10 protein-coding genes are annotated in these 15,602 nt (G+C 63.7%); 6 read left to right on the top strand and 4 right to left on the bottom strand.

Going from position 1 to position 15,602, the window contains the following annotated elements; genetic code table 11:
• The first annotated feature begins 72 nt into the window (after positions 1–72).
• The 4 genes from glgX (at position 73) to treY (ending at position 9,407) form a co-directional block, all read left to right on the top strand.
• On the top strand, positions 73–2,292 hold the full coding sequence (glgX, locus tag AC57B1_RS28760) for a glycogen debranching protein GlgX (RefSeq protein WP_408348920.1): 2,220 nt from the start codon (positions 73–75) through the stop codon (positions 2,290–2,292).
• Between the two features lie 130 nt (positions 2,293–2,422).
• The gene (gene treZ, locus AC57B1_RS28755) at positions 2,423–4,345 is read left to right on the top strand and encodes a malto-oligosyltrehalose trehalohydrolase (RefSeq protein WP_496419393.1); all 1,923 of its coding nucleotides are present in this window, start codon (positions 2,423–2,425) and stop codon (positions 4,343–4,345) included.
• Positions 4,342–6,552 (top strand): 4-alpha-glucanotransferase, encoded by a 2,211-nt coding sequence (malQ, locus tag AC57B1_RS28750; protein ID WP_496419392.1) that lies wholly within the window; start codon positions 4,342–4,344, stop codon positions 6,550–6,552. The genes treZ and malQ overlap by 4 nt, the downstream gene beginning before the upstream one ends.
• Complete coding sequence (gene treY, locus AC57B1_RS28745) at positions 6,549–9,407, top strand: malto-oligosyltrehalose synthase (RefSeq protein ID WP_496419391.1); 2,859 nt, start codon at positions 6,549–6,551, stop codon at positions 9,405–9,407. Before malQ ends, treY begins: the two co-directional genes overlap by 4 nt.
• A 119-nt stretch (positions 9,408–9,526) precedes the next feature.
• Here treY and AC57B1_RS28740 read toward each other — a convergent pair whose 3' ends face one another.
• The 3 genes from AC57B1_RS28740 to AC57B1_RS28730 form a co-directional block, all read right to left on the bottom strand.
• A complete protein-coding gene (locus AC57B1_RS28740) occupies positions 9,527–10,249 on the bottom strand; it encodes a sulfite exporter TauE/SafE family protein (RefSeq protein ID WP_091804832.1) in 723 nt (240 codons plus the stop codon).
• Positions 10,250–10,348: 99 nt separating this feature from the next.
• Positions 10,349–11,692 (bottom strand): hemolysin family protein, encoded by a 1,344-nt coding sequence (locus tag AC57B1_RS28735; protein WP_496419390.1) that lies wholly within the window; start codon positions 11,690–11,692, stop codon positions 10,349–10,351.
• A gap of 92 nt (positions 11,693–11,784) precedes the next feature.
• A complete protein-coding gene (locus tag AC57B1_RS28730; protein WP_496419389.1) occupies positions 11,785–12,591 on the bottom strand; it encodes a sensor histidine kinase in 807 nt (268 codons plus the stop codon).
• 188 nt (positions 12,592–12,779) lie between these two features.
• On the opposite strand from AC57B1_RS28730, the gene AC57B1_RS28725 reads away from it, so the two are divergent.
• Positions 12,780–13,121, top strand: a complete 342-nt coding sequence (locus AC57B1_RS28725; RefSeq protein WP_027803023.1) for an FKBP-type peptidyl-prolyl cis-trans isomerase — start codon at positions 12,780–12,782, stop codon at positions 13,119–13,121.
• A gap of 38 nt (positions 13,122–13,159) precedes the next feature.
• A complete protein-coding gene (locus AC57B1_RS28720) occupies positions 13,160–13,939 on the top strand; it encodes a helix-turn-helix domain-containing protein (RefSeq protein WP_496419388.1) in 780 nt (259 codons plus the stop codon).
• 310 nt (positions 13,940–14,249) lie between these two features.
• On the opposite strand, the gene AC57B1_RS28715 is transcribed toward AC57B1_RS28720, so the two are convergent.
• Positions 14,250–15,440: an O-succinylhomoserine sulfhydrylase gene (locus AC57B1_RS28715; RefSeq protein WP_091809005.1), complete on the bottom strand. Its 1,191-nt coding sequence runs from the start codon at positions 15,438–15,440 to the stop codon at positions 14,250–14,252.
• Positions 15,441–15,602 lie beyond the last annotated feature (162 nt).

The following is a 15,602-nucleotide window of genomic DNA, read 5'->3' as shown; positions in this document are numbered from 1 at the left end:
ACATTTCGCGCCGCGCGCTCGTTGCATGAAGACCCACGATAGCGTTCAACAATCAGAACAGGAAGGGGAATCATGTCGCATGCAATGCCCGACCGGCTTCTGCCCGGCTCGCCCTATCCGCTCGGCGCCAGTTGGGATGGCCTCGGCGTCAACTTTGCGGTGTTCTCCGCGAACGCGCAAAAAATCGAGCTTTGTTTGTTTGATCCCACTGGCCGCAAGGAAATCCGCCGTTACACGCTGCCCGAATGCACCGACGAAGTCTGGCACGGCTATCTGCCTAACGCGCATCCGGGCACCGCTTACGGGTTTCGCGCGCACGGGCCGTATCAGCCGCAACATGGGCATCGCTTCAATCCGCACAAGCTGCTGCTCGATCCGTACGCGCGCAAGCTGGTGGGACAGTTTCGCTGGTCGGATGCGCTGTTCGGCTACCGGGTGCATTCGAATCGCGCGGACCTTTCCATCGACCGGCGCGACTCGGCGCCGGCCATGCCAAAGTGCGTGGTGATCGACGAGGCATTCGACTGGTCGCACGACAAGCGCCCGAATGTGCCTTGGGGTGAAACCATCGTCTACGAGACGCATGTGCGTGGTGCGTCCATGTTGCGTGCGGATTTACGCCAGCACGAACGCGGCACGTTCGCGGCGCTGGCTTCGCCGGAGTTCATCGACCATCTGCTGAAACTCGGCGTGACCGCGGTCGAGTTACTGCCCGTGCATGCGTTTCTCAACGACCGCTTTCTGGTGGAGCGCGGCCTGCGCAACTACTGGGGTTACAACACGGCGGCGTTTTTCGCGCCGGAACCGTCTTACCTCAGCACGCACCGGCTCGACGAAATGCGCATTGCCGTGCGCCAGTTGCACGCGGCCGGCATCGAGGTCATTCTCGATGTGGTCTACAACCACACCTGCGAAGGCAACGAGATGGGCCCGACCGTGTCGTGGCGCGGGCTCGATAACGCCAGCTACTACCGGTTGATTCCCGGCGACGAACGTCACCATATTAACGACACCGGTTGCGGCAATACCGTGAACCTGCCGCATCCGCGTGTGCTGCAAATGGTGATGGATTCGCTGCGCTACTGGTCGACGGCATTCAATATCGACGGCTTCCGTTTCGATCTCGGCGTGACGCTCGGCCGCGAGCAACACGGCTTCGATCCAGGCTCCGGCTTCTTCGACGCGTTGCGCCAGGACCCGATCCTGTCGCAACGCAAGCTGATTTCGGAGCCGTGGGATATCGGGCCGGGTGGTTATCAGCTGGGTAATCATCCGCCGGGCTTCGGCGAATGGAACGATCGGTTCCGCGACACCGTGCGCCGTTTCTGGCGCGGCGACGCCGGCTTGCGGCCCGATCTCGCCGCGCGTCTGACCGGCTCGGCCGATCTGTTCAACCGACGCTTCAGGAAGCCGTGGGCGTCGGTCAATTTTGTCACGTCGCATGACGGATTTACGTTAGCCGACGTCACCGCTTACGAGCAGAAGCACAACGAAGCCAATCGCGAAGACAACAACGACGGCCACAACGAGAATTGCAGCCGCAATTGGGGTGCCGAGGGCCCGAGTGACGACCCGGCGATTCTCGCTACCCGCAAACGCGTGGCCCGTTCGCTGATCGCCACGCTGTTGATGGCGCTCGGCACGCCAATGGTGCTGGCCGGCGACGAATCGCTGCGCACGCAGAACGGCAACAACAATGCGTACTGCCAGGACAACGAAATATCGTGGCTCGACTGGGAACGCGCGGAGTCGCCGGACGGACGCCAGATGAGCGCGTTCGTCGCGCGCGTGATCGCGCTGCGCAAGCACCATCCGCTGCTGCGTGAAACGCGTTTTCTGTTCGGCGATCGTGAAGTGCTGCCGGGCCTGTTCGATGTGGGCTGGTTCGACGAACGCGGCGATCCGCTCACCATCGAAGCCTGGCAGGACCCCGAAGGCCGCGCGTTCACACTGCGTCGCGCAGGGCCAGGCTTAAACGGCGAAACAGAAGTATTGTTGATGATGCTCAACGCCAACGAGAAAACACTGCGGTTTACGCCGCCCGCACCGCATCTGGAATGGCACGTGCTGTTAGACACTGCTGAACCGGAGAGCGCGCCGCATCGGCTGGCGGTTTCAGAGGTCGAAGTGGCCGCGCATAGCCTCGTGATGCTGGCCGCGCAGCCGGTGGGCGAAGCCGACTGGCAGGCAGGCTGGAAACCCGGCCCGCAACACGGGCCGCGGCTCCTCACGGCGCTTCCGCCCGATCCGGGTGCGCATCCGCCCAGTAACGATCCGTCGCCGACCACTTAGGCGGCAGCGGCGGCGAAGCACGGCGAGGCACGGCAACATGCAGGGCGGCCGCTTCATGGTGCGTCGGGTATCGCGGCGCGATCGACGCGTCACAACGCGGCTCGAAAGTAAAACTGAATGGTGACGAATCATGTCCGAAAGTCCGATTGATCCCCACGCGCATCATCACGCGCATTGTCTGCCTTTCGGCGCGCAACTCATCGGCGCGGCGGGCACGAAGCCGCGCACGCGGTTTCGTTTCTGGGCGCCTTCCTGCAAGCAGGTTCAGGTGGAAATCGAGAACGGACCCGCTCAAGGCACGCATGACATGACACCCGCCGGCAATGGCTGGTTCGAAGCAAGCGTCGATAGCGGCGCGGGCACGCTGTACCGCTTCCGGCTTGACGGCGAAGATGCGGTGCCCGATCCGGCATCGCGCTTTCAGCCGCAAGACGTGCATGGACCGAGCGAAGTCATCGATCCACGCGCGTACCGGTGGGAACAGACGGGCTGGCACGGCCGCCCTTGGGAAGAAACGGTGCTGTACGAGTTGCACGTTGGCGCCATGGGCGGCTATGCGGGCGTGCAGAAGCGCCTGCCTGCGCTCGCCGCGCTCGGTGTCACCGCCATCGAACTGATGCCGCTGAACGACTTTCCCGGCAAGCACAATTGGGGCTATGACGGCGTGCTGCCGTATGCGCCTGATTCCGCCTACGGCCGCCCGGAAGAGTTGAAAGCGCTGATAGACACGGCACACGGCCTCGGCCTGATGGTGTTCCTCGACGTGGTCTACAACCACTTCGGACCGGACGGCAATTATCTGCACCAGTACGCCCGCTCGTTTTTCCGCGAAGGCACACACACGCCGTGGGGCCCGGCGATCGATTTCGAGCGCAGTGAAGTGAGCGATTTTTTCACGGATAACGCCGTGTACTGGATCAACGAATATCGCATCGACGGTTTGCGTTTCGATGCGGTGCACGCCATCGACAATCATGCGTGGCTGCGCGAATTGTCCGATCATATCCGCGCCAAAGTGCAGCACGGCCGGCATGTGCATCTGGTGCTGGAAAATGAGCACAACAGCGCGAGCCTGCTGGAAACGCATTTCGACGCGCAATGGAACGACGACGCGCACAACACCTTGCACGTTCTGCTGACCGCCGAAACGGAAGGCTACTACCACGCGTATGAGGACCAGCCTATCCGCCGCCTCGCGCGCGTACTGTCGGAAGGCTTTGCCTATCAGGGCGACGCGTCGCCGATTCATGACGGCAAGCCGCGCGGCGAAGCGAGCGGACATTTACCGCCCACGTCTTTCGTGATGTTCCTGCAGAACCACGATCAGATCGGCAACCGCGCGTTCGGCGAGCGCTTGCGCAAACTGACCTCGGACGAAGCGTTGCGCGCCGCCACCGCCCTGCTCCTGCTGTCGCCGCAAATCCCGCTGCTATTCATGGACGAGGAATACGGCTCGACGCGACCCTTCCTGTTTTTCACCGACTACACCGGCGAACTCGCCGACGCGGTCCGCGAAGGAAGGCGCCGTGAATTCGCGCGCTTTTCGTCGTTCAGCGACGAGAAGCGGCGCGCCCAGATTCCCGACCCGAACGACGTGAAGACGTTCGCGGCATCGTCGCCGCCCGCGCCGGATGAAGCGCCACAGTACAGCGACGACGAAACGAGAGACCGGCTCGACTGGATGCATTTCTACAAATCCGCGCTGGCGGTGCGGGCCAAATTGATCACACCGCGTCTGAAACACAGCAAGGCGTGCGGCGTGACCGTGCTGACCGCCGCGAACGGCGGCGATGCCAATGCGCTCGTCGCTCGCTGGAAACTCGCCGACGGCGAGACGTTGTCGATTGCGCTGAACCTCTCGAAAGAGAATGTCGCGTTGGCCGAAAGTCCAGCCGGCAAGGTCATTTTCGAAACGCCGCCGCGCGTGCGCGAACAGGTCGATGTCAAGGTCTTGCCTGCATACGCGTTCGTCGCATGGCTGACGGGCGACGTCAGCGACTATGCGATCCACCACGACGCGCGCATTGCGGGTCAACAGGAGCGCCACGCGTGACAACCCGACGCCATCACGACACTGTCGTCACTCTCGCCTCGCGCGCCGGCTTCGAGGTGGAGTGGCAGGACGCGCACCATACGACGCAACATGTGCCCGAGACCACGCTCGCCGTGCTGCTCGAGCGGATGGGTTTGCCGTGCGGCAACGCTACGCAAATCCGCCAGAGTTCGGCTGCTCTGGAGGCCGAACTTTCGGGCCGCAAACTCCCGCCATTGATGACCGCGGAAGTCGGGCGCGGCATCGCCCTGCCCGCCGCAGCGATCAAGTCGGGCAGCCATTATCGGATCGAACTCGAAAGCGGCTCCATCATCGACGGCCGGTTCACGGCGCCCAAAGGCGAGGAAGCTTTGCTTGCACCGATCGACGAACCTGGCTATCACACGCTCGTGATCAACGAGCAACGGGTGACGCTCGCCGTCGCGCCGCCGCGCTGCTACACCGTCGCCGACGCCTGGCGCACGCTGCACGATCAAGACGCCGGCGACGACACGCCCGCGCCGCCGCTGTGGGGCATCGCGGCGCAGTTGTACGGCTTGCGCCGGATCGGCGACGGCGGCATCGGCGATTATTCCGCGCTGGCGCAGATCGCCGTTGAAAGCGCGAAGCGTGGCGCGCACGCGCTCGCCGTCAGCCCGACTCACGCCATGTTCAGCGCGGAGCCGAACCGCTTCAGTCCGTACTCGCCGTCGTCGCGTTTGTGGTTGAACGTCACGCATATCGACGCCGCCGCCGTGTTCGGCGCGAATGCGGTCCACGCCGCGCTCGAAGCCGCACAGGCCACCGACACCTGGTCGAAACTCGAAGACTTGCCGTTGATCGACTGGCCGAACGCGGTAGTGTTGAAACTGAAGGTCTTGCGCGCGCTGTACGAGCAATTCTGCGCGAACGATCGCGCGCAGAACACGGCGCGCGCGCTGGAATTTCACGGCTTCTGCGAACGCGCCGGACGCGCGCTCGAAGATCACGCACGCTTCGAAGCACTGCAGGCAGCGCAGTTGTCGCAGGAAGGCGGCAATGGACATTGGCGTAACTGGCCCGAGGCGTTGCGCGATCCGCGCAGCCCGGAAGTCGAAGCCTTCGCCGAGGCCCATCGTCACGAGGTCGATTTCCATCTGTTTCTGCAATGGCTCGCCGCCAAGGGCTTGTCGCACGCGCAGCATGCGGCGCGCGATGCCGGCATGTCCGTCGGGCTGATCGCCGATCTCGCAGTCGGCTGCGATAGCGCAGGCAGTCACGCATGGTCCTACCGTGACGACATGCTGCAAGGCGTATCGGTCGGCGCACCGCCAGACCTGTTCAACCAGGCCGGGCAGGCATGGGGGCTCACCACGTTCTCCCCGCGTGCCATGCGCATGCAGGGCTTCTCCGCCTTTATCGACATGCTGCGCGCGGCCTTCGCGCATGCCGGCGGCATCCGCATCGATCATATTCTCGGCTTGCGGCGGCTATGGCTCGTGCCGGAAGGCGAAAGCGCGCGTAACGGCGCCTATCTGCGCTATCCGCTCGAAGACTTGTTGCGTCTGATCGCACTCGAATCGTGGCGGCATCGCTCCATCGTGATTGGTGAAGATCTCGGCACCGTGCCGCCCGGCTTTCGCGAGCGGCTCGAAGAGCACGGCATTGCCGGCATTCGTGTGCTGTGGTTCGAGAGCGCGCACGACGGCAAAGGGTTCAAGCCGCCCGCCGCCTGGGATCGCAATGCAGTCGGCACGACGACCACGCATGATTTGCCGACTGTCGCCGGCTGGTGGCGCGGCAGCGACATTACATGGCGCAACAAGATCGGCCAGACGATGGCGCGCGCCGACGGCCGCGATCCCGAGGAAGCCGCCCAGGAAGAGCGCGCGAAAGACCGTGCATTGTTGTGGCGCGCGTTCCAGCAGGCCGGCGTGGCCGCGCACCACGTCTCTGCGCCGCCGCCCGACAACGCGCCGGTGGACGAAGCGCTCGCCTTCGTCGCCGCAACGCCCGGCCCGCTGGTGACATTCCCGCTCGAAGATCTGCTCGCGCAGGTCGAGCAGCCGAACCTGCCCGGCTCGATCGACGAGCATCCGAACTGGCGGCGCCGCGTCGCCTTGCCGGTCAATGAACTGTTCGAGAACGACGCCTTCTGCGACCGCCTGCTCGCGGTCGATCGCGAGCGCCGCGCCGCCACTGCCTCTGTTCCTTCTTCCAACGCTTCTTCGGAGCCTGATACGCCATGACCGTCCCGCGCTCCACGCTTCGCCTCCAGTTCCATCGAGGCTTTACCTTCGACGATGCCGCGAAGCACGTCGAGTACTTCGCCGCGCTCGGCATCAGCCATGTGTACGCTTCGCCCATCACAACGGCCGAGCCGGGTTCCATGCATGGCTACGACACCGTCGACTACACCCAGGTCAGCGCCGAATGCGGCGGCGAGGCGGGCCTGAAACGCCTCGTCGACAAATTGCGCGCGCACGACATGGGGCTGATCATCGACACGGTGCCGAACCATATGGGCGTTGGCGGCTCCAGCAACGCATGGTGGCTCGATATCCTCGAATGGGGGCGTCACAGCGCTTATGCGCGTCACTTCGACGTGGACTGGCATTCGCCCGATCCGGCGTTGCGCGGCAAGGTGCTGCTGCCCACGCTCGGTGCGTCGTACGGCGAGGAACTGGCGGCTGGCCGCATTGCGCTGCATTTCGCCGCCGACCTGGGGCGTTTTTATATCGGCTACGGACCGCACGTGTTTCCGGTGTGTCCGACCGACTACGCCTCGATCCTGCAAAGCGCCGACCGCTCCGATCTCAACGCGCTCGCCGAGCGTTTCCACGGACTGACGACCCAGCCCACCGATCATCCGCGCGCAGCCGAAGGCCGCGACATGCTGCGCGAGTTCGTCGCGCAGAACGGCGGCTCGGCGATCGAGTTCGCACTCGAAACGTATTCATCGGGCGACCCGGTGACGCGTGACCGCCTGCATCGGCTGATCGAGCGGCAGCACTTCCGCCTTGCGTGGTGGCGCACCGCGTCCGACGAAGTGAACTGGCGGCGTTTCTTCGACATCTCGACGCTCGCCGGTGTGCGCGTGGAACGGCCCGAAGTGTTCGAGGCCGTCCATGCGCTGCCTTTCCGCCTGTATCAGGAAGGCGTGGTGGACGGCTTGCGGATCGACCATGTCGACGGCCTCGCGGAGCCGCGTGAGTACTGTCAGCGTTTGCGGCAGCGGCTCACTGAACTGCGCGACACCGCGCCGTATGTGGTGGTCGAAAAGATTCTCGGACGTGGCGAACCGCTGCGCGACGATTGGCCGGTGGACGGCACGACCGGCTATGACTTCATGAACGACGTGGGTGCGTTGCTGCACGATCCGGCCGGCGCCGAGCCGCTCGCGCAAACGTGGGCCGAACTGACTGGCCGCAGCCCGCGTTTCGCCGACGAAGCCCTCGCCGCGCGCCGCAAGATCCTCGCGGAAAACCTCTCGGCGGAACTGGACCGCGCGGCGCGCGCCTTGCATCGCATTGCACGCGATTCGCTGACCACGCGCGATTTCACGTTCACCACGCTGCGGCGTGTGCTGACTGAGCTGGTCGTGCACTTTCCGGTATATCGAATCTATCCGCAGAACGGTCTGCGCAGCACGGCGGATAACGTCTATTTCGAGCAGGCCTTGGAGGGCGCGCGACGCTCGCTTGCGCGCGCGGACCATGTCGCACTCGAACGCGTGAATGCGTGGCTTGGCGGCAGCGTCGAAGAAGCGCCGGCCGGACGAAGCGGCGTGCCGCAGCAGCAAAGCCCGAACGGCGCGCCGCCGAGTCATGCCGGTTCCGCGCGGCGCACCGCGCAGACGCTGTTCTCGCAATTGACCGCGCCGGTTGCCGCGAAGGCTGTGGAAGACACGGCGTGCTATCGCTATGGCCGGTTGCTGTCGCGCAATGAAGTCGGTGCGGACCCGGGCGAGTTCTCGTTGTCGGTCGAACAGTTTCATGCGTCGAATCTGGAGCGATCCCAGCGCTTCCCACACGCCATGCTCGCGACCGCTACCCACGATCACAAACGTGGCGAAGACGTGCGCGCGCGGATCGCTGTCTTGAGTGAGATCGCGCAAGACTGGAGCGCGACGCTGCGTGCGTGGTCCACGCTGAATGCGCCGCATCGTCGTGCGCTCGACGGCAAGCCGGTCAGCAGCGTCGGCCAGGACACGAGCTACGACTGGGCGCCCGGCCCCGCCGCCGAAGCGATGCTGTATCAAACGCTGGTGGGTTGCTGGCCGCCCGACCTGCGACCGGACGACGAAGCCGGCGTGAAGGAACTGGCCGAACGCGTTGCGCAATGGCAATTGAAGGCGTTGCGCGAAGCCAAGCTGCAAACCAACTGGCTCGCCCCGGACGAAGCCTACGAAGCTGCCTGCCGTGAGTTCCTGTTCGACATCCTGGCGCCGCAGCGGCGTGACGGATTCCTGAAGGAATTGTCCGCGTTCGTCGAGCGAATCGGCCGTGCCGGTGCGCTCAATAGCTTGCAGCAAACGGTGTTGCGGTTGGCGTCGCCTGGGATTCCCGATCTTTATCAGGGCACCGAGTTGTGGGACTTCAGTCTGGTCGATCCGGACAACCGGCGGCCTGTCGATTTCGCCAAACGCGAGGCATGGCTCGCGCAAACGCCGCCGTCCGAATTCCTGTCGAGTTGGCATGACGGACGCGTGAAACTCGCAGTGGTGCAACGCGTGCTGGCATTGCGGGCGCATTTGCCCGAGTTGCTGAGCCACAGCGAATATCTGCCGCTCGCCGTGCGCGGCAAGCATGCGTCGAATGTGATCGCGTTTGCGCGCCGCCATGGCAATGCATGGGCCGTGGTGGTGGCGAGCCGGCTCGCTGCCGGTTTGCTCGGCGAGGAAGGCGATTTGCCGATGGTCGATCCCGAGAAATGGGAGAACACGGCGGTAGAGATGCCGCCCGACCTGTCCGCGAGAGCGCTGTTCGATTGGCTAAGCCCCGCGGCGCCCAAGGTCGATGAGAACGGATTGTTGTATCTGCGCGATGCATTGGGCGCCATGCCGATCGCGGTATTGGTGGAGGACGGCGTGCCACGCAGTTGATCCGCGAGATTGGCAGAGCGAAGGAGGTTTGAGCGGACGCGCTCAAACCCCCTTCTTATGGGTCTTTTATCGGAGGCAGAAGCGCAAGCGGCGTGATTTTCGGAAGCCGTCTGCCGGGCCTAGCGCCCCGCCGCCCAAAGCAGCGACAGCCCCGACGACAGCATCAACCCGTCGACCACCAGTTTGAACGTCGTGGGACTCATCCGAACCACGATTGTCCGGGCGGCAAACGAGCCGGCCATCAACGCGGAGCCGGTAATCAGGCCATCGATCACCACGTGTAAAGGCAAAGCGCCGAAATGATTGAAAACCGCGACTTTGGCGGCATAGACGGTCAGCGAGCCCGCCGCTTCGGTCGCAAGGAAAGCGCCCTTCACGAGACCATAGGACATGAAAACAGGTACCGTAATCGGGCCGGTAGACACGACGATTCCGGTGAGAAAACCCACCGCGCCACCAATCAGGGAAAGCTGCCACAACGAGAACTTGATGGCGCGCCGCGCGAGCCAACGCCGCGTGGGCACCATGGCGACAAAGAACAAACCCAACGCAATTTCGACCGCGTGCGGCGGCAACGCGAGCAGCGTGCGCACGCCCAGTGCCGCACCCGGCACGGCGGTCACACAGTAGGCGCCGCACGCACGCCAGTCGATCTCGCGCCACCACGCGAGAACCTTGCCGAAGTTGCCCATGATTGCCGCGATCGCCATGATGGGCACTGCCTGTTGCGGACCGAACAGCATCACGAGGACAGGCATCAGCATCATCGACGAGCCGGTGCCGACCACGCCGCTCAATGTGCCGGCCAGCAATCCGACGCACAGCACCAGCAGATATCCCATGTCGCCCCCAATGGTGTGGACGCCAATTCTACCTGCGCGACGCTGCAGCGCGCTCCTTCGGATATTGCCTCTCGCTGAGTTGGGCGGCGCAATTGCGCGTTAACCGCCTTCGTCGTCGAAAGTTTTCGGATAGACGCGCACGAGCACAATACGCGGCCCTTTCATCTTCTTGACCACCACGTCGAAGCGGTCGAACTCGATTCGCTGCCCTTCGGTGGGCAGATCGTTGAGCGCCTGAATGACGAGGCCGCCGACCGATTCGGCCTTGCCCTCGTCGATGTCGATGCCCAACGCACGTTCCAGCGACACCACCGGCAAGCTGCCCTTGCCCATCAAGGTGCCGTCGTCCATGCGGGTCCAGTCGGCGTCGCCCTGACGGAATTCGTCGTGGATCTGGCCGACCAGTGCACCTAGCAGATTGTCGAGCGTCAGGAAACCGATCGGCTTCTCGCGCTTATGGCCGACCAGCGCGAAGTGCGGCGCGCCCTTGCGGAAGCGTCGAAACAGTTCGAGCGCCGGCAAATCCGGCGTGACGTACTGCACCGGGCGCGCGTATTTGGAGAGATCGTCGAGCGTGCTGCCCGCGTGGCGGGCCAACAGCAAGTCCTTCAAATGGATCATGCCGGCCACGCGTTCGCCGGATGCGTCTTCGAACAGCGGATAGCGGCTGAAGCGGTGCCGCGCCACCACCTGCATGTTTTCGCGCAACGGCAGATCACGGCGCAGGCCGATCATCTCGTAGGCCGGACGCATGAGGTCCGATACGGTCATACGCGAAAAATCCAGCGAGTGCGCGATCGTGTTCCACTCGTCCTGGCTGTAGGCGCCGTCCGGCGAACCCAACTCCGTCGCGACGTTGGCGCGCCGGCCGCGCAGGATCAGCTTGAGTTCGTCGGTCGAATAGTGCGAGTCGTGGCCGTGATCGGCGTCGAGCCCGGCCAGTTTGAGCACAGCGTTGGCGCTCGTATTGAGCACCCAGATCGCCGGATACATGGCCCAATAAAAGCTGTACAGCGGCGTGGCGGCCCATAGCGAGACCTTCTCCGCTTCGCGAATCGCCAGCGACTTCGGCGCGAGTTCGCCCACCACGATGTGCAGGAACGATATGCACGAGAACGCGAAGAAGAGCGAGATGCCGTGGATCAGTTTCTCCGATTCGACGCCGAGAAGGCTGAAAACCGGCGTGAGCAATTCCGCGAACGCGGGCTCGCCGATCCAGCCAAGCCCGAGTGACGCCAGCGTGATGCCGAGCTGACATGCGGAGAGGTAAGCGTCGAGGCGTCCGTGCACCTTGCCCAGCAGACGTCCGCGCATGCCGTGTTTGGTGGCAAGGCTTTGCACGCGCGTCTGCCGCAGTTTGACGAGTCCGAATTCAGCGGCAACAAAGAAGCCGTTGAGGGCGACGAGAAACAATGCACCGATAAGGGCGACAACCTGGATCAAAGCGAAAGGCTCCGGCAACAAAAGTTGTCAGTATAGAGGGTGAAAGCTCGGTGAAAACTTTTCGCGCGGAGCACGCAGCTATGTCGAACCGCTCATTTCGCAGCCGTTGCGTTCAGCGGGACACGCAGCGCGAGCGTGGCCGTGGTGCCGTCGGTCGCGTCGCCTTGCTCGAAACTGCCGCCGTGCGCTTCCGCAATGCGCTTGCACAGCGCGAGCACCCACGCGATCCGCTTCGCTTCGCGCGGCTCGCGCGCCTGCTTGCGGGCAAACGCTTCGAGAACATGCGGCAGGGAGGGGGCTTCCAACGCGGCGCTGTTGGTTTCGTACGCGACGCTGGCGTGCCATGCGCTCGTATCCGCTTTCGTGACTAGCGTGACCGTGGCGCCTTCCGCGCTCGTTTCGACCGCGAACGTAAGCATCAGCCACAGCGCGGCCGCGAGGCGTTCGCGGTCGCCATTGAGCTGCTGGGTGGCAAGTTGCGAATCGACCGTGACTTCCACGCCGCGCGCGCGAGCGAGGCCCGAGCGGACTTCTTCGGCCGTCTCATCGAGTAACGGATGCAGGGAAAATGGCGCGTAGGCAAGCGCCAGGGATTTGGTTTCGGCGCGCGTGGCGTCCACGATCGTCTCGAGCAGCTTGACCTGCTGATCCACGCCATTACGAATGCCGGTGACGGCGCGTTGCGCGTTGGGGTCGTTCGCGTCGAGCTTGCGCTCCAGCACGTAGGCCCAGCTATGAATGGCATTCAATGGACCACGCAGGTCGTGCGACACCAGTGACAACACATGGTCACGCATGAACAGCGCGGTTTCAGCGCGCAGATGCGCGGTGCGTTCGGAGACGGCGAAGCCGGAAGGCACCAGCTTTGCGCCAGCATTTCCGGTTGAAGACGTTGTCACGATCGAGCCCTCTCAGGCGGTGCATGATGATTGAAAGAAGCCCCATTATAGGCACGCGATCCGGCGCGTTCAGCCTGGCCGGACGACCAGTGTTCACGCAATCCGCGTGCCACGCGGCATTCCTGGGCGACGCGGCGTCAACACGCCTACAATGTCGGTTTTTACGTTTTTGATCCAAGGAGCGACACATGTCGACTGTGACTACCGAATCCGGTTTGAAGTACGAAGACATCGTTGAAGGCACCGGCGCCGAGGCAGTGGCCGGCAAGACCGTCAGCGTTCACTACACCGGCTGGCTGACCGATGGTCAGAAGTTCGACTCGAGCAAGGACCGCAACGACCCGTTCGCTTTCGTGCTGGGCGGCGGCATGGTCATCAAGGGCTGGGACGAAGGCGTGCAAGGCATGAAGGTCGGCGGCACCCGCAAGCTGACCATCCCGCCGCAACTCGGCTACGGCGTGCGCGGCGCAGGCGGCGTGATTCCGCCGAATGCGACGCTCGTATTCGAAGTCGAACTGCTCGGCGTCTAAGTTTTTTCGCCGTTCTGTTGCCGCGCACCGTCTCGGCTATGAGTCACCCCGCCGTCACCGCACCTAGCGTTTCATTGCGCCGCTACGGCGCAATCGAAGCGTCGGACGTGCACGACTTTCATCAGGTCGTGCTGGGACTCGACGGCGCGATGGTAATGGCGGTAGGCGGCGTCGCGCACCGGATCGACGCCGGCTCCGCGTGGCTCATTCCGGCGGGCGCGCGACACGATTACGCGGGCGTCGGCGAGAACCGGCAATTGGTTCTGGACTTGCCGGCGTCGTCGCTCGCGGTGCCGGAACGGCTGTTCGACCGCGCGCGGGCCGTCACGGTGGACGCCTCGCTGACGCAGCTTGTACATCGCATCGCCGCGCACGCCACCGGCGGCGCTCAAGGCGACGATCTGGACACACGACGTTTTCATTGGGACGCAGCAGCACGCCTCGGCGCCGCGCTGGTGGCCGACGCGGGCATGACGGCCGGCGCACAGGAGGCCGGCGCCGGTCTCGACTTTGCGCGTATTGACCGCTGGTTGCGCGCGCATCTGTCAGAACCTGTGCGGATCGCCGACCTTGCCGCCCATTGCGGGTTCGGTATGCGGCGCTTTCATCAGCTTTTTATCGAGGCCTTCGGTGAAACGCCGCATCGCTATTTGCAGCGTCTGCGTCTGGATACGTCGCTCACATTGCTCGCCGATCCGCGCCTTTCGTTGACCGATATCGCGTTGGATATCGGCTTCGGCGATCAGAGCGCGTATACGCACGCGTTCACGCGACGTTTCGGGCTGGCGCCCGGTCAATGGCGGGCGTTGCGCCATTGAGTTTTTAGCGCGGTGGAGTTTGCTGCGCCGGGTTCTGCAGCGTGGCGTCTTGGCGCGCTGGATCTTCACGCGTGGCGGCGTGCCGCGTTGAGTCTTAGCGCAACGAGTTTTACTGCGCTGGGTCTTACTGCGTTGAGTCTTACTGCGTTGAGTCTTACTGCTTTGAGTCTTACAGCTTTGAGTCTTACAGCGCTGAGTTCTACTGCGCTGAGCCTCACCACACCGAATTTCAGCGGACATATTCACTGCGCGAGCCGCCCGGCAGAGCGGCCCGCTTGTCCCGCATCGAGCTTTACGCTCACATCTTCGTTCAACCCGCCAGACCGCGCTCCAGATCGCCCCGGATATCGCCGGCGTTTTCCAGACCGACAGCCAGACGGATCAAACCTTCGCTGATACCGGCCGCCGCGCGCGCTTCCGGCGTCACGCGACCGTGCGTGGTCGTCGCCGGATGCGTGATGGTGGTACGCGTATCGCCGAGGTTGCCGGTGATCGAGCAGATCTTCGTGTTGTCGATCACTCGCCATGCATTCGCGCGCATCTGCTCGGGCGTGTCGCCCTTCAGTTCGAACGATAGGATCGCGCCGCCCGCCTTCTGCTGACGCATGGCCAGCGCGTGCTGCGGATGCGATTCCAGCCCCGGATAGAACACACGATTCACAGCCGGATGCGTCTCCAGCCAACGCGCAATTTCGAGTGCATTCGCCGACTGCTTTTCAACGCGCAGCGACAGCGTTTCCATGCCTTTGAGCAGCACCCACGCGTTGAACGCGGAGAGCGTCGGCCCGGCGCTACGCACGAACGGGAAAACCTTTTCCATGATGAACTGCTTCGAGCCCACCAGCGCGCCGCCCAGCACGCGACCCTGACCGTCGAGGAACTTGGTGGCCGAATGCATCACGACGTCCGCGCCGAGTTTCAGCGGCTGTTGCAAGGCCGGGCTGCAGAAGCAGTTATCGACCACGAAAATCGCGTTCGACGCCTTGGCGATCTTGCTGATCGCTTCGATGTCGGCGACTTCGGTCAGCGGATTCGACGGCGTTTCGAGGAAGAACATCTTCGTCTCCGGACGCACGGCGTTCTTCCATGCGTCCAGATCGGTCGGATCGACGAACGTTGTCGTGATGCCGAACTTGCTGAAGATCTGCGAGAACATGCCGAGCGTCGAGCCGAACAGCGCCTGCGAGCTCACCAGATGGTCGCCCGCCTGCAACGCCGACATCACCACGGACATGATCGCGGCCATGCCCGACGCCGTCGCCATGCAGGCCTCGCCGCCTTCGAGCGCGGCCAGGCGATCCTGGAACATCGAGACGGTCGGATTCGTGAAGCGCGAATAGGTGTAGTTGTCTTCGGAATTCTTGAATTTTTCGGCGGCGTCCGCGGCACTCGCGAACACGAAGCTCGAGGTCAGGAAAATCGCTTCCGAATGTTCGTTGAAGTCGCTGCGCACCGTGCCCGAGCGGACTGCCAGCGTATCGAAGTTCAGGGAGTCGTCCATGTTGGTTCTGGTTTCCAATGTTCCATGGCTGCGTTCGGCGTGTGCGTCCCACGTACGGGAGACGCTCGTGCTGCCGAACGGCAGCGACAAAAAAGCCCGCTTTTGCGTCGGCATAAGCGGGCTTCATGTGCGGGGGAAAGCTGGAGCGGAGGTAGATGAATG

The sequence above is a fragment of the Paraburkholderia sp. BGA-UO-ETr-F21 genome, from assembly GCF_059567925.1.
Note: the sequence above shows the minus strand (reverse complement) of the source record. Positions and strands in the feature narration are given on the sequence as shown.

Bases quoted from the DNA above. Each gene is read 5' to 3' on its own strand.
- glgX (WP_408348920.1), top strand. From the start codon at position 73: ATGTCGCATGCAATGCCCGACCGGCTTCTGCCCGGCTCGCCCTATCCG.
- treZ (WP_496419393.1), top strand. From the start codon at position 2,423: ATGTCCGAAAGTCCGATTGATCCCCACGCGCATCATCACGCGCATTGT.
- treY (WP_496419391.1), top strand. From the start codon at position 6,549: ATGACCGTCCCGCGCTCCACGCTTCGCCTCCAGTTCCATCGAGGCTTT.
- AC57B1_RS28740 (WP_091804832.1), bottom strand. From the start codon at position 10,249: ATGGGATATCTGCTGGTGCTGTGCGTCGGATTGCTGGCCGGCACATTG.
- AC57B1_RS28725 (WP_027803023.1), top strand. From the start codon at position 12,780: ATGTCGACTGTGACTACCGAATCCGGTTTGAAGTACGAAGACATCGTT.
- AC57B1_RS28720 (WP_496419388.1), top strand. From the start codon at position 13,160: ATGAGTCACCCCGCCGTCACCGCACCTAGCGTTTCATTGCGCCGCTAC.
- AC57B1_RS28715 (WP_091809005.1), bottom strand. From the start codon at position 15,440: ATGGACGACTCCCTGAACTTCGATACGCTGGCAGTCCGCTCGGGCACG.